Genomic DNA, 21196 nt, shown 5'->3' with positions numbered 1-21196 from the left:
AGGGAGTGCGGTGCATAACGATGAACATTATATGCGGCTCGCTCTCGATGTGGCCAAAGCTGGAGTTGGGCAAACGTCTCCCAATCCTGCCGTTGGCGCGGTCGTTGTCAACGGTGGGACGGTTGTTGGGCTTGGCGCCCATTTGAAAGCGGGTGAGCCGCACGCGGAAGTCTATGCGATCCGCATGGCTGGCGAGAAGGCGCGCGGTGCGACGGTGTACGTGACGCTTGAGCCGTGCAGCCATTATGGAAAAACGCCGCCATGTGCCGATTTGCTCATCCAGGCGGGCGTCCGTCGCGTCGTCGTTGCCACGACCGACCCGAATCCGCTTGTCGCGGGAAAAGGGATTGCCAAGCTGCGCCAAGCGGGCATTGACGTTGATGTTGGCGTATTAAAAGACGAAGCGGACGAATTGAATCGGATGTTTTTCCACTATATCGCCGCAAAAACGCCGTTTGTCACGTTGAAGTTCGCATGCAGCCTCGATGGCAAAATCGCGACGGCGACGGGGGAAAGCAAATGGATTACATCAAGCGCGGCGCGTGAGGATGTCCATCGCCTTCGTGCGCAGCATGACGCCATTTTGGTCGGTGTCAACACCGTTTTGACCGACAACCCGAAGCTTACCGTCCGCTTTGGGGAAAAGCGGAAAAATCCGCTCCGCATCATTTTGGATACAAAATTGCGTACACCGCTTGACGCCCATGTCGTCGCTGACAAGGAAGCAGAAACGTGGATCATCACCGGCGGCGTCAGTCGGGAACAAGCGGCGGCGTATGAGCGCCTTGGGGTGCGCGTATTTTCAATGCCGACGGCCCAGATCGATGTCCGCGATGTGCTCCGTCTGCTTGGGGAGCAGGGAGTCATGTCGCTGTTTGTCGAAGGCGGCTCGCGCGTTCATGACAGCTTCCTCCGCGCGGGAGCAGTCAATGAGGTCATCGCCTATATCGCTCCGAAGCTGATCGGCGGCCGCGGGGCGCCGACGCCGGTCGGCGGCCTTGGCTTCGCCCGGCTTGCTGAAGCGGTGGAGCTTGACATCCGCCGCATCGAGACGATCGGCCCGGACATCAAAATCGTCGCCGCGCCGAAACGGAAGGAGGAATCGTTGTGTTCACTGGCATTATTGAAGAGATCGGCACGATCGAACAAATGAAGCAAACCGGCGACGCCATCGTGATGACGATTGGCGCCAAGCGGGTGCTCGAAGATGTGCGGCTTGGCGACAGCATCGCCGTCAACGGCGTCTGCTTGACCGTCACATCGTTCACCGAACGGCAGTTTACGGTCGATGTCATGCCGGAGACGGTGAAAGCGACGGCGCTAAAAACATTAAAGCCGGGATCGAAGGTGAATTTGGAGCGGGCAATGGCGGCTGGGGGACGGTTTGGCGGCCATTTCGTCACCGGGCATGTGGACGGCGTCGGGCGCATCATCCGGCAGTGGCCGAAAGCGAACGCCGTCTACTATGAAATCGAAGTGCCGGCCTCGCTGCGCGCCTATATGATTGAGAAAGGATCGGTCGCTGTCGATGGGACGAGCTTGACGATTTTCGGTCTGAGCGAGCGCACGTTCATCGTTTCACTCATTCCGCATACGCGTGAGGCGACGATTTTAGGCGAAAAGCGGCCGGGCGATCTCGTCAATATCGAGTGCGACATGATCGGCAAGTACGTCGCCGCTTTCCTCGACGCGAAAGCGACGCCGACCTCCAAATTGACGGTCGAATTTTTGGAGCAGCACGGCTATAAATAGTGGAAAAGGGGGGCAAGCTTGATGTTTGACACGATTGAAGCAGCGCTTTCGGCGCTGAAAAACGGAGAAGTGATCATCGTTTGCGATGACGAAGACCGCGAAAATGAAGGCGATTTTGTCGTGCTGGCCGAAAAAGCTACGCCGGATGTCATTAACTTTATGATCACTCATGGCCGCGGGCTCGTCTGCGTGCCGATTACGGAGGAATTGGCGGAGCGGCTCGAGCTTGAGCCGATGGTCACTCATAACACGGACGCGCATGGCACAGCGTTTACGGTGAGTGTCGACTACAAAACGACAACGACGGGAATCAGCGCCTACGAGCGGGCGGCGACGATTCAGGCGCTGCTTGATCCGAATGTGAAAGCGAGCGATTTTAAACGTCCTGGCCACGTTTTTCCGTTGATTGCGAAAAAGGGGGGCGTCTTGCGGCGCGCCGGCCATACGGAAGCGGCGGTCGATTTGGCCCGTTTGTGCGGCGCGAAGCCGGCCGGCGTCATTTGCGAAATCATTAAAGAGGACGGGACGATGGCTCGCGTTCCTGATTTGCGGCAAATCGCCGATCAGTTCGGATTGAAAATGATCACGATCAAAGATTTGATCGCCTATCGGAGTCAGCGGGAAAAGCTCGTGAAACGGGAGGTGGACGTTTGGCTGCCGACCGAATTCGGCGAATTTCGCGCCATCGGCTACACAAACGTGCTCGACGGAAAAGAGCATGTGGCGCTTGTCAAAGGAGAGATCATCCCGGATGAGCCGATCTTGGTGCGCGTCCATTCCGAATGCTTAACTGGCGATGTGTTTGGCTCGTACCGGTGCGACTGCGGTCCGCAGCTGCATGCGGCGCTCAGGCAAATCGAGGCGGAAGGGCGCGGGGTGTTGCTTTACATGCGCCAAGAAGGGCGCGGCATCGGCCTTATGAACAAGTTGCGCGCTTACAAGTTGCAGGAGCAAGGTTATGATACGGTCGAAGCGAACGAAAAACTGGGCTTCCCCGCCGATTTGCGCGATTATGGCATCGGGGCGCAAATTTTGAAAGATCTTGGCGTGACGAAAATGCGCCTGCTCACGAACAACCCGCGCAAAATCGCCGGCTTAAAAGGGCATGGACTCGAAGTCGTTGAACGGGTGCCCATTCAGATGCCAGCGAAAAAGGAAAATGAAAAATATTTGCGCACGAAACATGAAAAATTAGGACATATGCTTCATTTTTAATGATGGGAGGAGCAACGAACATGCGCATCATTGAAGGAAACTTAGTCGGCACCGGATTGAAAATCGGCATCGTCGTCTCTCGTTTTAACGAATTCATCACGGGCAAGCTTTTATCTGGGGCGATCGACGGCTTGACGCGCCATGGCGTGAGCGACAGCGACATCACGGTCGCCTGGGTGCCGGGTGCGTTTGAAATCCCGCTTGTGGCGAAAAAAATGGCGGAATCGAAGCAGTTTGACGCTGTCATTACGCTTGGCGCCGTCATCCGTGGGGCAACGAGCCATTTTGACTACGTCTGCAGCGAGGCGGCCAAAGGCGTCTCCCACGCGGCGCTTGCAAGCGGTGTTCCGGTCATTTTCGGCGTGTTGACGACGGACACCATTGAACAGGCGATCGAGCGGGCCGGCACGAAAGCGGGCAATAAAGGATGGGAAGCGGCGGTGTCGGCGATCGAAATGGCGAACGTCTTGCGGACATTTGCGTAAAAAGGCATGAAATGGTTCACAATATCGGTGAGAATGTTTATAATACGTATAGAGAAAATGACAAAAACTTTTCCATTTCGGAAAAGCGTTTGTCGATAATGAGGGATTTTTATGTTAATCCGTTACCGAAAAAACTATGAGAAAATCGCCATGGGACTGTTGTCGTTTATGCCGACGGAAAAAGACCTGAAACGGCTGCAGCAGACGATGAAACAGTATGAAACAAACAACGATTGGCAGCTGTTTTTATGGAAAGAAGGGGATGACATCGTCGGCATTATCGGCGTCCTGTTGCGCGCTCCTGATGTTGTGGAAATCCAGCACATCAGCGTCAATCCGTCACACCGCCACCAAGGGATCGGAAAACAGATGGTCAAGGCATTGAAAGAGGTGTACCCGGGCCGCCGATTGTGCGCCAACGAGTGGACCGCCTCGTTTTTCGATAAATGCCATGCGTGCAACGAATAACGAAACTAGCGCGGTGCCGCGCTCAGGCGGGCGGCGGAGGGGGAGGGAAGCCAACTCCTTCCGCTTTGGCCCGTTTTTTTTGTTCGCGTGCGGCGATGACGTCCGAGCGGTCGCGGCGCCGGTGTTTATCCACAAGATCAAGGTTGGCTAGGTCGCTGGCTTGCCCCCAAACGAGCTGCCGGCGGGCGCAGGCGGCCTGGCATTGCTCATAAAGGGAACGGTCGCGAATCGGCAGTTCGACGCTTTCGTACGGTTCGCCGCGAGTGATCCGCCCAGCCGTCTCGTCGAGCAAGCGGGCGAGCGCCTCGTCATCGAGGCCGAGCCGCCGGATCATCTCTTGCGCTTCGTCAAGCAGCGCCCGCGCCCGTCGAATGAGGCGGAGCGCGCCGGAAGTGTTGCCGCGCCGGTAATGGTAAAAAGCGACCGCCATTTGAATGAGCACAAGCCAACCTTTGTTTCGACCGTCTTGTTTCCAATGTTCCTCCAAAATCTCGTGGCATTCAAAATAATCGCGGTCGCTATGGAAATGGACCAAATACTCGATATACGCTTTTGGATACATCGGCCATCGTTCCTTTCAAAAGTGGGCCGCGCCATGTGAAGGCGGACGGCTCTTCTTCGATTATACGGCTTCGGCGGCCTGCGGCGCAAAAAAGAGACTGTTTTCCGTTCGCTTCGCCGCTTCGTTATGATACAATAAATGTACTGCAGCTGGAGACGAGCCTACCGGGCGGTGGTTCTGGAAAAAATGGTGGGATGGATGTGCAATTGCCGTACAACGTCAAAATCGAAGCGTTTGAAGGGCCGCTTGATCTGCTTTTGCATTTGATCAACCGCTATGAAATTGATATTTATGATATTCCGGTCGCGCAAATTACGGAGCAGTATATGGCGTACATTCACGCCATGCAGGAGCTTGAGTTGGATATCGCCAGCGAATATTTAGTGATGGCGGCCACCTTGCTTGCGATCAAAAGCAAAATGCTGCTGCCGCCCTCCAATGAAGAAGCGGTCGACGGCGACATCGAGTGGGGCGATGACGGGGACCCGCGTGAGGAGCTGACGCAGCGGCTGCTTGAATATAAAAAGTTTAAAGAGGCGGCGCGCGAACTGAAGCGGCGCGAAGAGGAACGGGCGCTTTTGTTTACAAAGCCGCCGAGCGACTTAAGCGCATACGCGGATGAGAAAAAGGCGGCGCCGCTGGATGTGAACGTATACGATATGCTTGGCGCCTTGTCGAAGCTGTTGCGCCGCAAAAAACTGCAAAAACCGATGCGGGCGAAAATCTCCCGCCAAGATATTTCCGTCGAACAGCGCATGGCGGAAATTTTGCATGAACTAAAGCAGGCGAACGGGCGGAAAAACTTTTACGAGCTGTTTCCGTCCTACGATCGTTCGTATATCGTCGTGACGTTTTTGGCCATTTTAGAGTTGATGAAGCAAGACGAAATCATCGTTGAGCAAGAACGGAATTTCAGCGATTTGTTTCTTGCGGTGAAACCAGCCGGTTGAGGTGGTGCGGTTTGGCCGCGGCGGTTCGCTGCGGCGGGCCGCTTTTCTTTTGTTGTTTGTTTGCCCATGCCATGATAAGGCGGAGAGTTGACTCACATTGGGGTGAGAAGACTTGGGAAACGACGAAAACAGGAGGAAAGGAGGAGGGGCGCCAACGAGTTTGGCGTGGCAGAAGGGCGATGGAACAAAACGAAAGAGAAAAAAAGGGAGCCGGCGCGCTCAAGCCGGCGAAGGCGATTGTCGAAGCGCTGTTGTTTGCTGCCGGTGACGAAGGGCTGTCGCTTTCACAAATTGCCGCTGTGTTGGAAGTCAGCGAGCTAGAGGCGAAAGCGGTGATCGAGGAGCTTCAACAAGACTGCCGACGGGAAGAGCGCGGCATCCAGCTTGTCGAACTTGGCGGCGTGTTTTTGTTGGCGACAAAAAAAGAACACGCCCCCTATTTAAAGAAGTTGGTCGAAGCGCCGGGAGCATCGCCGCTGTCGCAGGCGGCGCTTGAGACGCTCGCCATTATCGCATACCGCCAACCGATTACACGCGCGGAGATTGAGGAAATTCGCGGCGTAAAAAGCGACAAGCCATTGCAGACGCTGATGGCACGGGCGCTCATTAAAGAGGTTGGACGAGCCGAAGGAACCGGGCGGCCGATTTTGTACGGGACAACCCCGGAATTTCTCGATTATTTCGGGCTAAAAACGCTCGAGGAGCTGCCGCCGCTGCCGGAATGGGCGGACGATGGCGAATCCGAGCGGGAAGCGGATTTATTTTTCGAAAAATTAGCAGAAAATTTGAGCGATGGGCAGCCGGAATATGGTAAACTAAAGAAAAATGGCTGATCGGGAAGGAGAGCGCTCATGAACGTTTGCCGCCTGTACGGTGAAGAGCTGCAAAAGTCGCAATCGAACACGTTTGAAGACTATTTCAACCGCTCGGAAGTCACGTACCGCGACGGGGGCGAAGAGCGGACGCTGTCTGTGTTGTATTTGCGCCATTTTGAGGCGGCGCTGCTTGATTGGCTGCCGTATGAAAGCGATCCACTGTTTACGGCTAATGGGCGCGACATTCATTTGCGCGACATCATTGCTCTTGTCTGTTTATGGAAAAATCCGGCGTATCGGCAGCGAAAGCGCGTCTATATTCACGATGAAGAGGAATTGCGCCGTTATTTTGCCGAGGTAGACGCCAAAACGCTGCAGGCGCTTGTCAGCGAATGGGTGGAAACCGGCGAGTGCCGCTTGCCTGAACGGTCGGCGTAACGAGAAAATGCGGTTGGCGCCGCGTTTTCTGTGCGTCCGGACAAGGAAACCGTTTGGTGCAGCCGGCAGTTTGCCAAAGTAGCCTGCCTTTTTCAGAAAAAAGGGGGGCTGACCCAAAACGCGAATATGTTTTGGGTCAGCCCGATTTTTTTGAGCGGTTTATCTATGGCTCATTTGCAGACCCGCCGCAGGGAAGCATTGCGGCGATTCTGTTCTTCCTTGCTGTCTTTTCCTATGATGACTGCCCTCGCTCCTCTATGTATGAGCGGCCGGGAATTTGGGTGAATGCGGACAAGAACGATTTCCCCATGACAGCATACGATATGGCGAACAAAACAGGAGGAGGTTTTTACCAAATGGACGATCAGGTGTTGTTCGCCCAATATGCGGCTAGGGTGAACGAATGGGGAAATCAAGTCAAGGAGACGCTCGCTTTGCGTGGGGCAAGCACGGATGGCGCTTCGTCGCTGCTCGAGTTTATTGCCGAGCATGACGGCGAGTGGACGGAAGAGGCCGTCCGCGAGCTTCAGCGCCTTGCCGATGACGTGTATGTCGGTGCGCTTCGCCAGTATGTCATGGAAGCGGCTGCGTGGGGAAGACAAGTTGAACAGGCGCTGTCTGCACGCAGGATGGCTGAGGATGTTGGGCTTTCGTCTTTGTTGGCGTACATCGATGGACACGGCGATGAATGGACCGAAGAAGCGATTTACGAGCTCCAGCGTCTTGTCGATGACGTATACACTCGGGCCGTCCGCCTGGCTGATTCGTCAGCTGCCGAGCGGGAAGAAGAGGCGACGCAAGAACAAGTCGAAGGGGAATCGGTGTCGCCTGAACTGGAGAGTGAAAACAAAGAGAACGAAGACGGATGGCTTGACACCAGCGGGACGGCAGAGCGGGTTGAGGACGGAAAAGAGCCGGCTTTTATGGCGGAGCTCTCCGACTCGCTGCCTGATATAGCTGACGGCGAGCCGGGTCAAGCGGACAACGTGACCGATGGAAAGCGACGCTGGGTGGATGCGGACGACGGCGGTGAGCCGCGTCAACAAGTAGCGCCCGGCCGTCATGTCTTGCCGCCGCTGCCGTACCGTTATGATGCACTCGAGCCGCATATTTCCGAAGAAATCATGCGCCTCCACCATACGAAGCATCATCAAAGCTATGTCGACGGTCTCAATCAGGCGGAGCGGATGATGGCCGAGGCGCGCCGGACGAACAATTTTGATCTGTTGAAACATTGGGAGCGGGAAGCGGCGTTCCACGGCTCCGGGCATTATTTGCACACTATCTTTTGGTACAACATGCATCCAGAGGGCGGCGGCGAGCCGCGCGGGGAGCTGCGGGCGCAAATCGAGCGCGATTTTGGCAGCTTTGCCGCCTTTCGCCGTCATTTCACCGAAGCGGCGAAAAGCGCCGAAGGGGTCGGCTGGGCGCTGCTCGTTTGGGCGCCGCGAGCGCACCGGCTGGAAATTTTGCAGGCGGAAAAACACCAGCTCATGGCGCAATGGGATGTGATCCCGCTTCTTGTGCTTGATGTGTGGGAGCATGCCTACTATTTGCAATACAAAAATGATCGGGCGGCGTACATCGAACATTGGTGGAACGTCGTCAACTGGCGCAACGTTGAAGAGCGCTTTCATGAGGCGCGGAAGCTTCGTTGGCAGCCGTTTTAAACGGGCGGGGGGGAACCCCCTGCCCGTTTTTTTGGGAGAGCAGGCGCTGCGATCCATCAGGACACCTGTCCGTCTTTTCGGGGAGCGGCTTTCTCTTTGCAGGGAAATGTCATCAATGAGCCCAGCGCAAGCGCCGGAGCGGATCGTTCAGGGCTGTCTCCCCTTGCAACGGCATTTTTTCATCATATTTGTCCCATCGACGCATACACTTGTACAAAACGCGGCTTTGGGGTTCAGCCTGTTTCCGCCGCGACGTTTCTTCGGCTGCGGCCCGTTCAGCCTAATCGGAAAGGAGGAACAGGCGATTCCTCCCCGCTCCTTAAAGGAGGGGGATCCTCGCCGATATGAGATGAATAAGCAGAAGCGGCTCATTGCGCTCATTCTTGCACTCGCTGCGGGGATTATGGCATTTGTTCCAGAGCGGATGCGCGCTATGGATGGGGTGAGCGCAAAAAGCGCGATTTTGATAGAGCAGCATTCCGGGCGGGTTTTGTTTGCCAAGGATGCCTATACAAAACGGCGCATCGCCAGCATTACGAAAATTATGACCGCCATTTTGGCGATTGAATCGGGGAAGATGGACGACACGGTGACGGTCAGCGCCCGCGCTGTCCGGACCGAAGGGTCGTCAATTTACTTGCGCCAAGGGGAGAAAATCAAACTGCGCGATTTGGTATATGGGCTGATGCTTCGTTCCGGCAACGACGCGGCGGTGGCCATCGCTGAACATGTCGGCGGCAGCGTCGAAGGATTTGTTTTTTTAATGAACCAAAAAGCGGCTGAAATCGGGATGCGTGATACCGAGTTTGCCAATCCGCACGGGTTGGATGACGCGGAAAACCACTACTCAACCGCGTACGATATGGCGCTGCTCATGCAATATGCGATGAAAAACAAAGAGTTTCGGCGCATCTCGGGGACGAAAGTGTACCGCGCCCCCGCTCCGCCCGGCGAAGACGGCGCGCGTGTGTGGCGAAATAAAAACAAGTTGTTGACAAGTCTTTACGAATATTGCACCGGCGGCAAAACCGGCTATACGAAACGGGCCCATCGCACGCTCGTGACGACGGCGTCCAAAGGCGGCGTCGATTTGATCGCCGTGACGTTGGATGCACCGGACGATTGGAATGATCATATCGCTATGTACGAATATGGATTTTCTCATTATCACATCGCCAAAGTGAGCAGCGAGCGGGTGGTCGACAAAATTTCTGATCCGTTTTACCGCGGGCGGCTGCAGGCGGTCCGCGATTTGCGATATCCGGTGACCGATAAAGAGGAGAGCGGGCTGCAGGTGAAAGTGTATTTGCTGAAGCCGCGCAAAGAATGGAAAAAATACCCAGAACGGGTGCCGACAGAGGTCGGAAAGGCGGTGCTTTATTTGCATCAAAAGGCGGTTGATTCGGTGCCGCTGCTGTATGAACCGGGAAAGGAAGGAAGCGGCCGAGGGTTTTTATGGCAAGCATTTCGCTTTTTAGGTGTGAGAAGCGATGGTTAACCTCATTTGGGTGATGATGGCGGTCATTGGCATCGTCTTTGCGGCGGCCAACGGCACGATGGACGAAGTGAACAAAGCGGTGTTTGAAAGCGCCAAAGAAGCGGTGACGATCAGCATCGGCATGGTCAGCATTTTAGTGTTTTGGCTCGGGCTGATGGCGATCGCGGAACGCGCCGGCTTGCTTGACAAAGCGGCGCGCCTGTTTATGCCGCTCGTACGCCGCTTGTTTCCAGAGGTGCCGCCCGGCCATCCCGCGCTCGGCTATATCGTCTCGAATATGGTCGCCAACATGTTCGGCCTTGGCAATGCGGCGACGCCGATGGGCATAAAGGCGATGGAGCAGCTAAAAAAGCTCAACGGCGGCCGCGACGAGGCGAGCCGGTCGATGGTGACATTTTTGGCCATGAACACATCAGGCATTACGCTCATTCCGGCGACCGTCATCTCGATCCGCATGACGTACGGTTCAGCGGCGCCTGGCGAGATCATTGGGACGACGATCGTCGCCTCGACGATTTCGACGATTGGGGCGGTATTGATTGACCGGTACTATTATTGGAAACGGATGCGGAAAGGCAGGAAGCCATAATGGCCATCGTCCAACTTCTTTCTGTTTGGCTGATCCCTGCGCTCATCGCTTTTATTTTGCTTTACGGTACAGCAAAGAAAGTGCCGACGTACGAAGCGTTTGTGGAAGGCGGCAAGGAAGGGATCGAGATCGCGTTTTCGCTCATCCCGTATTTGGTCGGCATGTTGGTGTCGGTCGCCATTTTCCGAGCCTCAGGGGCGCTTGATGCCATGATGGAAGTGATCAAACCGCTGGCTGATGCCATTGGACTGCCGGCCGAAGTCGTTCCGCTTGCGGCTCTCCGCACGCTTTCCGGCACGGCGGCGCTCGGCATGACGACCGATTTGATCGCTACTTACGGCCCGGATTCGTTCATCGGGCGCCTTGCTTCTACGATCCAAGGCAGTACGGAGACGACGCTTTACGTGCTCACCGTCTATTTTGGCGCCGTCGGCGTCAAAAAAATGGGCGATGCGTTAAAAGTCGGCATTTTGGCCGACATTCTCAGCTTTATTGTTTCTGTTTTCATCGTTTTGTTTGTATTCGGGCGCTAGCGGCGCCTTTTTTCGTTCCCGTCGTCCGGCGGGTTTTTTGTTTGCAAAGGGAACGGGAAAGGTGAAAAATAAAAGTGCCGCACTTGTATCTGTTAGACGGAAAGGGTAAGATGATGAAAGAGGTGAGAGAGAATGGAACGGTTGCAAAAAGTGATCGCCCGCGCCGGCATCGCGTCAAGGCGCAAGGCGGAAGAACTCATTTTGCAAGGGCGGGTGAAAGTGAACGGCCGCGTCGTCAAGGAGCTTGGCGTCAAGGTCGGGCCGCGCGATGATGTCGAAGTCGACGGCATCCCGATCGAGCGCGAAGAGCCGGTATATTATTTGCTGTACAAGCCGCGCGGGGTGATTTCCAGCGTCAAAGATGACAGAGGCCGCAAAGTGGTGACCGATTTTTTCAAAGATCTGGACAAACGCATTTATCCGATCGGGCGGCTTGACTACGATACGTCTGGACTGCTTTTGTTGACGAATGACGGCGACTTTGCCAACCTGCTTATGCACCCGCGGTATGAAATTGAAAAAGTGTACATTGCCAAAGTGAAAGGCATTCCAACGCACGAGCAGCTGAAACGGCTCGAACAAGGAGTGCAGTTGGAAGATGGCATGACGGCGCCAGCCAAAGTGAAGCTGCTCTCCGCCGACCGAAAGAAGGGGACAGCCATTGTGGAAATCCGTATCCACGAAGGACGAAACCGGCAAGTGCGCCGCATGTTTGAGGCGATCGGCTGCGAGGTGCTGAAGCTGAAGCGGGAGCGGTACGCGTTTCTCGATTTGAAAGGGCTGCGCCCCGGCGAATACCGCGAGCTGACACCGCATGAGGTGAAGTTGCTGCGCGTCCTTGCCCAATCCGGGGGAAGAAAATGACGAAGATTGTCACATAACGTTCATATCCTTGCGCATAAACGAGCGAGGGACTTTGCTATAATGGAAAATGGGAGATTGTGAACCGCTTGCCTCCCCCTCTAGCGTTGGCTGTGGGGGAGGAGAAACGTAAAGGGGTTTGAACGATGAAAAAACAACAGCGCTTAGTGATGAGGACAGCGATTTTGCTCGTGTTGCTCGCGGCGATCGGCTATACGATTTACACGAATTTTTTCACGGAGAAAACGGCTGTCGCTGTTGGTTCGACGGCGCCTGATTTTGTGCTGACCGATTTGAAAGGGCATGAACATCGTCTTTCAGACTATCGCGGCAAAGGCGTTTTTTTGAACTTTTGGGGAACGTGGTGCAAGCCGTGCGAGCGGGAGATGCCGTATATGAACGAGCTGTACCCGATTTACAAAAAACAAGGGGTTGAAATTTTGGCTGTCAATGTCGGTGAACCGAAGTTGAGCGTTGAAAAATTCGCGGAACGGTTCGGCCTGACATTTCCGATTGTGATCGACCGTCAAGATCAAGTATTGAACGCCTATAACGTCGGGCCGCTGCCGACAACGTTTTTGATTGACAAAAACGGCGAAGTAAAACAAATCATTACCGGAACGATGACGAAAGAAGACATCGAACGGCATCTAGAAAGCATCAAACCGTAAGGAGTTTTGCGCCATGGAACACGTCAAATGCGAATGCGGCCATGTCAATCCGCACGGCACGGCGTTTTGTGAGTCGTGCGGCAAGCCGCTTGCCGATTTGGGAGAAAAACTGATTTTGGACATGCGCTACGAAGGAAGCGCCCGCCGGTCGCAAACGTACAAAAAAACGATGATCGACCAAATTTGGGCGTTTTTCTCGTCGGTCAAAGTCGGAGTGGCGCTCATCGTCATTACGCTCATTGCTTCGGCGATCGGCACGATTTTCCCTCAGCAAATGTATATTCCGCCGAACGTCGATCCGGCGGAGTATTATAAGCAGCAGTACGGTTGGGCAGGGAAGCTGTATTATGAGCTCGGCTTTAACAACTTGTACGGCTCATGGTGGTACATTTTGCTCATCGCCTTAATCGGCGTTTCGCTTGTCATTTGCAGCTTGGACCGGGTCGTTCCGCTTTATCGCGCCTTGAAGCGGCAAGGGGTGAAGCGCCATCCGCGCTTTTTAGAGCGGCAGCGGTTGTTTGGCGTCTCGCATGTGAGCGATCTCGACAAGACGATGGCTGTGTTGAAAGAACGGCTGGCTGCGCGGCGCTACCATGTCCGCGAGGAAGACGGGCATTTGCTCGCTGAAAAAGGGCGGTTTTCCCGCTGGGGGCCGTACGTCAATCATATCGGCCTCATCATTTTCTTGATCGGGGCGATGCTTCGTTCCGTTCCCGGCATGTACATCGATCGGGTGATGTGGATTCCGGAAGGGGAGACGAAAGAAATTCCTGGGACGAACGGCCGCTACTTTTTAAAGAGTGAAAAATTTATTTTTGAAACATATGAGAAAGGCAAAGACAACGAAGTGTTCAACGCTGCCATCGACCGCGTCGGCAACGGGATGATCGCCAAAAACTATCAAACAAACGTCGTGTTGTATAAGCGTGTCGGTCCTGTGATCCCCGGCGCCAAGCCGAAGCTTGAAAAAGTGAAGGAGTATCCGATTCGCGTCAACGAGCCGCTGGAGTTCGACCATTATGCGCTCTACCAAGTCGATTTCCGCTTGAATGAGCCGAAAGCGATGTCATTTCAGTTGGCGGACAAGCAGTCGGGGGAAACGTTCGGCACGGTGACGGTCGACTTGTATGATCCGAAAGAGTCGTACAATCTCGGACATGGGTATCGCGTTGAGCTATTAAGCTATTTTCCTGATTTTGAGTTTGATGAAGACGGCAATCCGTCAACGAAGTCGCGCGTGCCGAACAATCCGGCGTTCGTGTTCAAAATGTACGCGCCGGACCGGCCGAAAGGGGAAGTGAGTTTCGTCGCCATCCGGCAAACGATCGAACCGTTTGGCAACAACAAATACAAAATGGCGTTCGCAGGGCTTCAAACCCGCAATGTCTCCGGTTTGACCGTCCGCCGCGACTTTACGCTTTGGATTTTAGGGGTAGGCGGCGCGATTTTCATGATTGGGCTCATCCAAGGGATGTATTGGAACCACCGCCGCATTTGGGTGCAGCGGGTAAACGGCGAGCTATGGATCGCCGCGCACACGAATAAAAACTGGTTCGGCTTGAAAAACGAGCTGCGCCGTTTGCTTGACGGCACCGGCGTCATGATGCCGGCTGATCAGCTCGAAAACGACAAAAAAGCCGGACAAGGGGGACAAGTCCATGGACATGGCACAGCTTAGCAGCACGTTGCTCTATATCGCGTTCGTTCTATATTTAATCGGCACGTTCTTTTTTGGCGGCGCCATTCGCGACAAGCGAAAAGAACGGCAAGAGAAGGACCGTTGGTCGCAGCTCGGCATCTCCGTGACGATCATCGGCTTTCTCGCCCAAGTCGGCTATTTTGTGACGCGCTGGATCGCCGCCGGGCACGCGCCCGTGAGCAACTTGTTCGAGTTTACGACCTTTTTCGGCATGATGCTGGTTGCTGCTTTCATTATTATTTATTTCATTTACCGGCTGAGTGTGCTCGGCTTGTTTGCGCTGCCGGTCGCGTTGCTTGTGATTGCTTACGCAAGCATGTTTCCGCGGGAAATTTCGCCGCTCATTCCCGCCTTGCAAAGCGATTGGCTGCACATCCATGTGACGACGGCGGCGGCTGGTGAAGCGATTTTGGCCATCAGCTTTGTCGCTGGGCTCATCTATTTGATTCGCGTCGTCGATCAATCGAAGCCGTCGAAACGGACGTTTTGGCTCGAAGTGGTCATGTTTTGCTTAATTACGACGCTCGGCTTTGTCATCGTTTCGACAGCGTTCGGTCTTTCTGGGTATGAAGCGAAGTTCACGTGGGTCGACAAAAACAAGCAGACGGTTGAGGTCATCTACGATATGCCGGCGCTCGTTGGGCCGCACAAAGGGGAGCTTATGAAAGAAAGCGCCGGCCGCATGGAGCCGCTTGTTGAGATGCCGGCGATCATCAATGCAAGAAAGCTCAATACGGTCATCTGGTCGCTCATAGCCGGAACGGCGCTGTACATCATGCTTCGGCTTCTCTTGCGCAAGCGCGTTGCCGCCGCACTCAAGCCGCTCGTGAAGAACGTTAACTTGGATCTGACCGATGAGATCAGCTATCGGGCGGTGGCGATCGGCTTTCCGGTGTTTACGCTCGGGGCGCTCATTTTCGCGATGATTTGGGCGCAAATTGCCTGGACGCGCTTTTGGGGCTGGGACCCGAAGGAAGTGTGGGCGCTTATCACTTGGCTGTTTTACGCTGCCTTTTTGCACCTTCGTTTGTCAAAAGGCTGGCATGGTGAAAAGTCGGCATGGCTCGCCGTCATCGGCTTTGCCATTATTATGTTTAACTTAGTGGCGGTCAACCTCGTCATTGCGGGATTGCACTCGTACGCCGGAACATAATGGAAAACAACCGGATGCTCTGTTGGCGAGCATCCGGTTTTTCGGTAAACTAGAAAATAGGGAGTGTTTCCATTGATGATGGGAGGGTGCAAAGCATTGGAAAAACAAGAAAAAACCATCCGTATTTTAGTGGTTGACGATGAAGAGCGCATCCGGCGGCTCTTGAAAATGTATTTGGAGCGGGAAAACTATGTGATCGATGAGGCCGGCGACGGCAATGAAGCGTTGGAGAAGGCGTTGACGAATGATTATGACGTCATTTTGCTCGATCTGATGCTGCCGGGCAAAGATGGAATTGAGGTGTGCAAAGAAATCCGCGAGCAAAAAACGACGCCGATCATCATGTTGACGGCAAAAGGCGAAGAATCCAACCGCGTGCAAGGGTTTGAAGTCGGCACGGATGATTACATCGTCAAGCCGTTCAGTCCGCGCGAAGTCGTGCTGCGCGTAAAAGCGCTGTTGCGCCGCGCGGCGAACGCCGCCTACGCGCCGGTGGAGACGACGGCGAAAGACGTGCTTGTGTTTCCGCATTTGACGATTGACAACGATGCCCACCGGGTGACGGTCGACGGCAAGGAAGTCAGCTTAACGCCGAAAGAATATGAGCTGCTTCTCTTTTTGGCCCGCTCGCCCGACAAAGTGTTCGACCGCGAACAGCTGTTGAAGGAAGTATGGCATTACGAGTTTTTCGGCGACTTGCGCACGGTCGACACCCACATTAAACGGTTGCGCGAAAAGTTGAATAAAGCGTCGCCGCAGGCGGGAAAAATGATCGTCACCGTCTGGGGCGTCGGCTACAAGTTTGAGGCAGTGAACGACTGATGTGGCTGTTTCGCAGCGTCGTCGGCAAGCTATGGTTTACGATTTTGTTGCTCGTTTCGTGCGTGCTGTTTATTTTAAGCATTTTGCTTATTAAATTTTTGGAAGATTATTATGTGCAGGAAGCGGAAAACGACTTGACCCGCCTGGCGACAAAAGTGGCCGAGGTGATGCACGATTACCGCGATGAGCAGCTTGCCCGCTCGATCGCTTGGACGCTTGTGGACAATCGAACGAAAGCCGTCATCGTCGCCGATGAGTCGCACTATTGGTATTCGCCTGGCGATGCTGGTTTGGACAATATGCCGCTGTCGTCGATCCGCCAAGATCGGGACTTGCGGCGTGTGCTGACAGATGGGAAAACGGTGAAAAAGCGTTTGTATATGCCACAGCGGCATCCAAAAGAAAAGCTGCCCCGTGATATGATCATTGTCGGCGTGCCGATGTCGATGCCGGATGGCAGCCGAGGAGCTGTGTTTATCTATCAGTCGCTCGAGGCGATCGCCGATGCAACGGAGCATACGAAAGAGCTCATTTTTCTTGCCGCCTTTATCGCCATTATTATGACGACGTTTTTTGCCTTTTTCTTGTCGACGCGCATCACCGCTCCGCTCCGGAAAATGCGGCAAGCCGCGTTCGAAATGGCGCGGGGCCATTTCGATATGAAAGTGCCGATTTTAACGAACGATGAGATCGGTGGGCTGGCGATGGCGTTCAACCAAATGGGACGGCGTCTGCAGTTTAACATCAACGCCTTAAACCAGGAAAAAGAACAGCTCGCCAGCATTTTAAGCAGCATGGCCGATGGCGTCATCACGTTTAACCGCGACGGGGAAATCTTGATTACGAACCCGCCGGCTGAGCGGTTTTTGCAGGCGTGGTATTTTGAGCAAGGGAACGACGTCGAGGCCATGGCCCCGCTGCTGCCGCAAGTGAAAGAGCTGTTCGCCCGCGTCGTTCGCGAGGAGAAGGAGCAATCGACCGAAGTGACGCTGCAGGGGCGGACGTGGGTCATTTTAATGACGCCGCTGTACGGCAAAACGATGGTGCGCGGCGCGGTGGCTGTTTTGCGCGACATGACCGAAGAGCGGCGGCTTGACAAGCTGCGCAAAGACTTTATCGCCAACGTTTCGCACGAATTGCGCACGCCGATTGCCATGCTCCAAGGCTACAGCGAGGCCATCATCGACGATATCGCGGCGAGCGAAGAAGAGAAGAAAGAGATGGCGAAAGTCATTTACGACGAGTCGCTGCGCATGGGCCGCCTTGTTAACGATTTGCTTGACTTGGCGCGCATGGAAGCTGGCCATATCGAGCTAGAGTACGAACAAGTCAAGCTTGTTCCTTACATCGAGCGGGTGATCCGCAAGTTTTACGGGCTGGCGAAAGAAAAGCAGATTGAGCTGACAGCCGAGTTTCGCGATCGGGACATCGAAATCGCTCTCGATCCGGATCGGATCGAACAGGTGCTGACGAACTTAATTGACAACGCCATCCGCCATACGGAATCGGGCGGCACAGTTCGCCTCATCATCGAACCAAGCGGCGACGGCGTGACGATCCATGTCCAAGACTCTGGTTCCGGCATTCCTGAAGAGGATTTGCCGTTTGTGTTTGAACGGTTTTACAAAGCCGATAAAGCGCGCACGCGCGGCCGTTCCGGCACCGGGTTAGGCCTTGCCATCGCCAAAAACATCGTCGAAGCGCATAAAGGGCTCATTACCGTTCACAGCAAACTGAACGAAGGAACGACGTTTTCGTTTTATTTGCCGGCCCGCGGACCGAAAGGAGCGTAGCGCCGTTTGGAAGAACGGGGAAGCCACGGCTTCCCTGCTTCTTTCATGCTGAAGCGAACTGGTTGACGGATTTGTTTTAGTGGTATAGACAACTAGAATATATAATGTTATAATGAGAGACAGAAAGTGGGGAATCGCGATGAAGCGGTGGATATTGAAAAATGCCGCGGTGTATGCAGAAACAGGAAACATTGAACAAGGGTATGTGCTGATCGAAGGGGAAAAAGTGGCCGCGATCGGGCCGATGTCGTCGTGCCCAACTGATGCAGGGGCGGAAGTGATCGAGCTTTCCTCACGGTTTTCCATCGTGCCGGGATTCATCGATGTCCATATTCATGGGGCGGCTGGGGCGGATGTCATGGATGCGACCCCGGAGGCGCTTTACAAGATGGCCAACGCCTTGCCGGCGGAAGGGACGACAAGTTTCCTGGCGACGACGATGACAGCGCCAAGCGAACAAATCGAAGCCGCGCTTCGCAACGTCGCTCGCTATATGGCGGAGGCGAACAGGCCGGGAGCCGCCGAAGTGCTCGGTGTTCATCTGGAAGGACCGTTTTTGTCGCTGAAGCGCGCCGGAGCGCAGCACCCGCGCCATCTCGCCGATCCGGACATCTCACTGTTCCAGCACTGGCAAAAGGCGGCGGGCGGCCATATCCGCCTTGTCACGCTTGCCCCAGAGCGGAACGGGGGGCTGGAACTTGCCTCCTACTTGAAACAGACCGGTGTGATCGCTTCGATCGGCCATTCCGATGCCGTTTACGACGAAGTAAAAGCGGCGGTCCATGCAGGGGTGGCGCATGCGACCCACCTGTTCAATGGGATGCGCGGCATCCATCACCGTGAACCGGGTGTCGCCGGTGCGGTGCTTATGTTTGAAGAAGTGATGTGCGAGCTGATCGCCGACGGGTTGCACGTTGCGCCGCCGATGGTCCGCTTCGCTTACCGGAATAAAGGAAGCGATGGGCTCATATTAATCACCGATGCCATGCGGGCGAAATGTCTAGGTGATGGGCGATATGAACTTGGCGGCCAAGAGGTGACTGTTCGGGGCCAAGAGGCGCGGCTTGCCGACGGCACGCTGGCGGGAAGCGTGCTCAAGCTTGGCGAGGCCATCCGCCGTGTGCTCGATTATACTGGCTGCACGCTTGAAGAGGTGATCCGCATGGCGAGCTGGAATCCGGCGAAACAGCTTGGCTTGCTTGATCGGAAAGGCAGCTTGCGGCCCGGCAAAGACGCCGATGTCGTCGTTTTGAATGAACGATATGAAGTCATGATGACGTTTTGCCGCGGCGTTCTTGCTTATCGCAAACCGGATGAAAGGAGGAAGAGCGATGGCCATGAAGCTTTTGAAAGCTGCTGACTACGCAGAGATGAGCCGTCAGGCGGCGGACATCATCATCAAACAAGTCAAGGAAAAGCCGAACGCTGTTCTCGGCTTGGCGACCGGCTCGACCGTGCTCGGTGTGTACCGCGAATTGGCCGCCGATCATCGGCAGCATGGGACATCGTATCGGCTTGTGCGCACGGTCAATTTGGATGAATACGTCGGCCTTGGTCCGGATCATCCGAACAGCTATCGCCATTATATGAATGAGCATTTGTTTTCAAAGCTTGACATCCCGCTTCACGAGACGCATGTGCCGAACGGCTTGGCTGCTGATCTTGACGAAGAATGCCGCCGTTACGAGCGGCTCATCGATGAATTGGGCGGCATCGATTTGCAGCTCTTGGGCATCGGCCGCAACGGCCATATCGGGTTCAACGAGCCTGGGACGCCGTTTTCGACAGCCACCCACGTCGTCGAGCTGACCGAGCTGACACGGGAAGCGAACGCCCGCTTTTTCCCATCGCTTGATGACGTGCCGCGCTATGCCATTACGATGGGGATTGCGACCATTTTGCGCAGCCGCCGCCTCGTGCTGTTGGCGTCAGGGGAGGAAAAAGCGGAGGCCATGGCCCGGCTTCTCGAAGGCGTTGTCACACCGGACTTGCCGGCTTCAGCGCTTCACCTTCATCCGGACGTGACGATCATCGCCGACTGCGAGGCGCTCTCGCTCATCCCAAAGGAAAAGCGGCGGGTGGATGCGCCATGATCGATAAACAGTCGCCGATTCCGATTTACTATCAGCTCGAGCAATATATAAAAGAAAAGATTGAAAAAGGAGAATGGCAGCCGGGCGAGATAATCCCGTCTGAGCGCGAGTTGGCGGAAATGTATGACATCAGCCGAATGACCGTTCGGCAGGCGGTCAACAATTTAGTGAACGATGGCTATCTCATCCGCCGGCGCGGGAAGGGGACGTTTGTCGCCGCCCAAAAAATCGAGCAGCCGCTGAAAGGGCTGACGAGCTTTTCCGAAGATATGCGGGCGCGTGGCCTGGAGCCGGGCACGATCGTCCTTAGCTTTGAGATGGTTCCGGCTTCTCAGAAGCTCGCTGAAGGACTTGGCGTCACGGAAGGCGATGACCTTTACGAAGTCCGCCGCCTTCGGTTGGCCGACGGCTTGCCGATGGCGTTGGAGACGCTGTACATTCCTGTCCATCTTGTTCCCGGGCTGACGCGTGATGTTGTAAGCGGTTCCGTCTATGAATTTATCGAAAAAGAAAAAGGGATGATCATCGGCTCTGCAGTTCAAACATTGGAAGCATCGGTCGCCCGCAAGGTGGAGGCGGAGCATCTGAAGATGAAAGAAGGGGCTCCGGTGCTGTTGCTTGAGCGCCGCACGCACCTTGTCGACGGTCGGCCGCTTGAAGTCGTCAAATCGGTGTACCGCGGCGACCGGTACAAATTTATGATTGAGATGAAAAGGGGAGGATCATGATGTTAGGCTTTTTACAGCGGCTTGGAAAAGCATTAATGTTGCCGATTGCCGTTTTGCCGGCGGCAGGATTGCTGCTTCGGCTCGGTCAGCCTGATTTATCTTAATTAGGCGAGAAGACTCCCACTTCAACGAAGCGAAGCGGAGTAAGTGGGAGATGAATCGCCTTAACTATATTTTGCTGAAAATAGGATAGATTCAGTAAAATATGGTATAATATAGTTAGATGGGAGGTGAAAAAATGTATTTTTGTATCAAACAACAGCTAAATGGTTTGACCAAAGAAGAATACTTGACTCTTCGAGAACTGTGCCATATTGCCAAGAACATGTACAACGTCGGATTGTACAATGTCAGACAATACTATTTTGAACACAAGGAATTTCTTAATTATGAGAAAAACG

At 54.6% G+C, this 21196-nt stretch carries 22 protein-coding genes and 2 pseudogenes; 23 read left to right on the top strand and 1 reads right to left on the bottom strand.

The genetic code is table 11. The features are described from left to right. Window positions 1-10 precede the first annotated feature (10 nt). From ribD to GZ1_RS00090, 5 genes are all read left to right on the top strand, one after another. The gene (gene ribD / locus GZ1_RS00110) at window positions 11-1153 is read left to right on the top strand and encodes a bifunctional diaminohydroxyphosphoribosylaminopyrimidine deaminase/5-amino-6-(5-phosphoribosylamino)uracil reductase RibD (RefSeq protein ID WP_013144840.1); all 1143 of its coding nucleotides are present in this window, start codon (window positions 11-13) and stop codon (window positions 1151-1153) included. Then, complete coding sequence (ribE, locus tag GZ1_RS00105) at window positions 1108-1752, top strand: riboflavin synthase (protein WP_020756695.1); 645 nt, start codon at window positions 1108-1110, stop codon at window positions 1750-1752. The genes ribD and ribE overlap by 46 nt, the downstream gene beginning before the upstream one ends. Window positions 1753-1773: 21 nt before the next feature. Beyond that, complete coding sequence (locus GZ1_RS00100) at window positions 1774-2967, top strand: bifunctional 3,4-dihydroxy-2-butanone-4-phosphate synthase/GTP cyclohydrolase II (protein ID WP_014196246.1); 1194 nt, start codon at window positions 1774-1776, stop codon at window positions 2965-2967. Window positions 2968-2987: 20 nt separating this feature from the next. Continuing rightward, window positions 2988-3452, top strand: coding sequence for a 6,7-dimethyl-8-ribityllumazine synthase (gene ribH / locus GZ1_RS00095; RefSeq protein ID WP_033005258.1), 465 nt, complete (start codon window positions 2988-2990; stop codon window positions 3450-3452). 111 nt (window positions 3453-3563) lie between these two features. Next, on the top strand, window positions 3564-3920 hold the full coding sequence (locus tag GZ1_RS00090) for a GNAT family N-acetyltransferase (protein WP_013144843.1): 357 nt from the start codon (window positions 3564-3566) through the stop codon (window positions 3918-3920). Between the two features lie 22 nt (window positions 3921-3942). Here GZ1_RS00090 and GZ1_RS00085 read toward each other — a convergent pair whose 3' ends face one another. Then, entirely contained in the window at window positions 3943-4482 is a 540-nt protein-coding gene (locus GZ1_RS00085; RefSeq protein ID WP_020754625.1) for a DUF309 domain-containing protein, read from the bottom strand. 194 nt (window positions 4483-4676) lie between these two features. On the opposite strand from GZ1_RS00085, the gene GZ1_RS00080 reads away from it, so the two are divergent. The 18 genes and pseudogenes from GZ1_RS00080 to GZ1_RS19450 all read left to right on the top strand — a co-directional run. After that, the gene (locus GZ1_RS00080) at window positions 4677-5432 is read left to right on the top strand and encodes a segregation/condensation protein A (RefSeq protein WP_033005256.1); all 756 of its coding nucleotides are present in this window, start codon (window positions 4677-4679) and stop codon (window positions 5430-5432) included. Between the two features lie 179 nt (window positions 5433-5611). After that, window positions 5612-6265, top strand: a complete 654-nt coding sequence (gene scpB, locus GZ1_RS00075; protein WP_033005253.1) for an SMC-Scp complex subunit ScpB — start codon at window positions 5612-5614, stop codon at window positions 6263-6265. A gap of 18 nt (window positions 6266-6283) precedes the next feature. Then, window positions 6284-6685 carry a hypothetical protein gene (locus GZ1_RS00070; RefSeq protein WP_020754622.1) on the top strand — a complete coding sequence of 134 codons (402 nt, stop codon included), beginning with the start codon at window positions 6284-6286 and terminating at the stop codon, window positions 6683-6685. A gap of 356 nt (window positions 6686-7041) precedes the next feature. Then, window positions 7042-8355, top strand: a complete 1314-nt coding sequence (locus GZ1_RS00065; protein WP_033005275.1) for a superoxide dismutase — start codon at window positions 7042-7044, stop codon at window positions 8353-8355. Between the two features lie 349 nt (window positions 8356-8704). Then, on the top strand, window positions 8705-9853 hold the full coding sequence (locus GZ1_RS00060) for a D-alanyl-D-alanine carboxypeptidase family protein (RefSeq protein WP_060787657.1): 1149 nt from the start codon (window positions 8705-8707) through the stop codon (window positions 9851-9853). After that, entirely contained in the window at window positions 9846-10442 is a 597-nt protein-coding gene (locus GZ1_RS00055; RefSeq protein ID WP_012820700.1) for a nucleoside recognition domain-containing protein, read from the top strand. The genes GZ1_RS00060 and GZ1_RS00055 overlap by 8 nt, the downstream gene beginning before the upstream one ends. Beyond that, window positions 10442-10975: a spore maturation protein gene (locus tag GZ1_RS00050; protein ID WP_011231766.1), complete on the top strand. Its 534-nt coding sequence runs from the start codon at window positions 10442-10444 to the stop codon at window positions 10973-10975. Before GZ1_RS00055 ends, GZ1_RS00050 begins: the two co-directional genes overlap by 1 nt. A gap of 132 nt (window positions 10976-11107) precedes the next feature. Beyond that, window positions 11108-11839: a pseudouridine synthase gene (locus GZ1_RS00045; RefSeq protein ID WP_011231765.1), complete on the top strand. Its 732-nt coding sequence runs from the start codon at window positions 11108-11110 to the stop codon at window positions 11837-11839. A gap of 143 nt (window positions 11840-11982) precedes the next feature. Next, complete coding sequence (gene resA / locus GZ1_RS00040; RefSeq protein ID WP_011231764.1) at window positions 11983-12507, top strand: thiol-disulfide oxidoreductase ResA; 525 nt, start codon at window positions 11983-11985, stop codon at window positions 12505-12507. Between the two features lie 13 nt (window positions 12508-12520). Beyond that, window positions 12521-14185, top strand: a complete 1665-nt coding sequence (locus tag GZ1_RS00035; RefSeq protein ID WP_020754616.1) for a cytochrome c biogenesis ResB family protein — start codon at window positions 12521-12523, stop codon at window positions 14183-14185. Continuing rightward, on the top strand, window positions 14172-15359 hold the full coding sequence (gene ccsB / locus GZ1_RS00030) for a c-type cytochrome biogenesis protein CcsB (protein WP_033005273.1): 1188 nt from the start codon (window positions 14172-14174) through the stop codon (window positions 15357-15359). The genes GZ1_RS00035 and ccsB overlap by 14 nt, the downstream gene beginning before the upstream one ends. 96 nt (window positions 15360-15455) lie before the next feature. Further along, on the top strand, window positions 15456-16181 hold the full coding sequence (locus GZ1_RS00025) for a response regulator transcription factor (protein WP_272945220.1): 726 nt from the start codon (window positions 15456-15458) through the stop codon (window positions 16179-16181). Further along, window positions 16181-17974: an ATP-binding protein gene (locus tag GZ1_RS00020; RefSeq protein ID WP_060787656.1), complete on the top strand. Its 1794-nt coding sequence runs from the start codon at window positions 16181-16183 to the stop codon at window positions 17972-17974. The genes GZ1_RS00025 and GZ1_RS00020 overlap by 1 nt, the downstream gene beginning before the upstream one ends. 139 nt (window positions 17975-18113) lie before the next feature. Then, window positions 18114-19334: an N-acetylglucosamine-6-phosphate deacetylase gene (gene nagA, locus GZ1_RS00015; RefSeq protein ID WP_060787655.1), complete on the top strand. Its 1221-nt coding sequence runs from the start codon at window positions 18114-18116 to the stop codon at window positions 19332-19334. Then, entirely contained in the window at window positions 19306-20067 is a 762-nt protein-coding gene (gene nagB, locus GZ1_RS00010) for a glucosamine-6-phosphate deaminase (RefSeq protein ID WP_083509256.1), read from the top strand. The genes nagA and nagB overlap by 29 nt, the downstream gene beginning before the upstream one ends. Next, window positions 20064-20795: a GntR family transcriptional regulator gene (locus tag GZ1_RS00005; protein ID WP_060787654.1), complete on the top strand. Its 732-nt coding sequence runs from the start codon at window positions 20064-20066 to the stop codon at window positions 20793-20795. The genes nagB and GZ1_RS00005 overlap by 4 nt, the downstream gene beginning before the upstream one ends. Beyond that, window positions 20795-20893: pseudogene (locus GZ1_RS17845) on the top strand (PTS transporter subunit EIIC); the annotation flags it as partial. The gene GZ1_RS00005 and the pseudogene GZ1_RS17845, both read left to right, overlap by 1 nt. A gap of 140 nt (window positions 20894-21033) precedes the next feature. Further along, window positions 21034-21196 (top strand): annotated as a pseudogene (locus tag GZ1_RS19450) (RNA-guided endonuclease TnpB family protein); the annotation flags it as partial.

The organism is Geobacillus zalihae NBRC 101842, from assembly GCF_001544135.1.
GTDB classification, from domain to species: Bacteria; Bacillota; Bacilli; order Bacillales; family Anoxybacillaceae; genus Geobacillus; species Geobacillus zalihae.
This window is presented reverse-complemented; position numbering and strand designations above follow the sequence as displayed.

What these genes read in the sequence shown, in the direction of transcription:
- GZ1_RS00100 (WP_014196246.1), top strand. Translation starts at nt 1,774, where the DNA reads ATGTTTGACACGATTGAAGCAGCGCTTTCGGCGCTGAAAAACGGAGAA.
- ribH (WP_033005258.1), top strand. Translation starts at nt 2,988, where the DNA reads ATGCGCATCATTGAAGGAAACTTAGTCGGCACCGGATTGAAAATCGGC.
- GZ1_RS00090 (WP_013144843.1), top strand. Translation starts at nt 3,564, where the DNA reads ATGTTAATCCGTTACCGAAAAAACTATGAGAAAATCGCCATGGGACTG.
- GZ1_RS00085 (WP_020754625.1), bottom strand. Translation starts at nt 4,482, where the DNA reads ATGTATCCAAAAGCGTATATCGAGTATTTGGTCCATTTCCATAGCGAC.
- GZ1_RS00080 (WP_033005256.1), top strand. Translation starts at nt 4,677, where the DNA reads ATGGATGTGCAATTGCCGTACAACGTCAAAATCGAAGCGTTTGAAGGG.
- scpB (WP_033005253.1), top strand. Translation starts at nt 5,612, where the DNA reads ATGGAACAAAACGAAAGAGAAAAAAAGGGAGCCGGCGCGCTCAAGCCG.
- GZ1_RS00070 (WP_020754622.1), top strand. Translation starts at nt 6,284, where the DNA reads ATGAACGTTTGCCGCCTGTACGGTGAAGAGCTGCAAAAGTCGCAATCG.
- GZ1_RS00065 (WP_033005275.1), top strand. Translation starts at nt 7,042, where the DNA reads ATGGACGATCAGGTGTTGTTCGCCCAATATGCGGCTAGGGTGAACGAA.
- GZ1_RS00060 (WP_060787657.1), top strand. Translation starts at nt 8,705, where the DNA reads ATGAATAAGCAGAAGCGGCTCATTGCGCTCATTCTTGCACTCGCTGCG.
- GZ1_RS00055 (WP_012820700.1), top strand. Translation starts at nt 9,846, where the DNA reads ATGGTTAACCTCATTTGGGTGATGATGGCGGTCATTGGCATCGTCTTT.
- GZ1_RS00050 (WP_011231766.1), top strand. Translation starts at nt 10,442, where the DNA reads ATGGCCATCGTCCAACTTCTTTCTGTTTGGCTGATCCCTGCGCTCATC.
- GZ1_RS00045 (WP_011231765.1), top strand. Translation starts at nt 11,108, where the DNA reads ATGGAACGGTTGCAAAAAGTGATCGCCCGCGCCGGCATCGCGTCAAGG.
- resA (WP_011231764.1), top strand. Translation starts at nt 11,983, where the DNA reads ATGAAAAAACAACAGCGCTTAGTGATGAGGACAGCGATTTTGCTCGTG.
- GZ1_RS00035 (WP_020754616.1), top strand. Translation starts at nt 12,521, where the DNA reads ATGGAACACGTCAAATGCGAATGCGGCCATGTCAATCCGCACGGCACG.
- ccsB (WP_033005273.1), top strand. Translation starts at nt 14,172, where the DNA reads ATGGCACAGCTTAGCAGCACGTTGCTCTATATCGCGTTCGTTCTATAT.
- GZ1_RS00020 (WP_060787656.1), top strand. Translation starts at nt 16,181, where the DNA reads ATGTGGCTGTTTCGCAGCGTCGTCGGCAAGCTATGGTTTACGATTTTG.
- nagA (WP_060787655.1), top strand. Translation starts at nt 18,114, where the DNA reads ATGAAGCGGTGGATATTGAAAAATGCCGCGGTGTATGCAGAAACAGGA.
- nagB (WP_083509256.1), top strand. Translation starts at nt 19,306, where the DNA reads ATGGCCATGAAGCTTTTGAAAGCTGCTGACTACGCAGAGATGAGCCGT.
- GZ1_RS00005 (WP_060787654.1), top strand. Translation starts at nt 20,064, where the DNA reads ATGATCGATAAACAGTCGCCGATTCCGATTTACTATCAGCTCGAGCAA.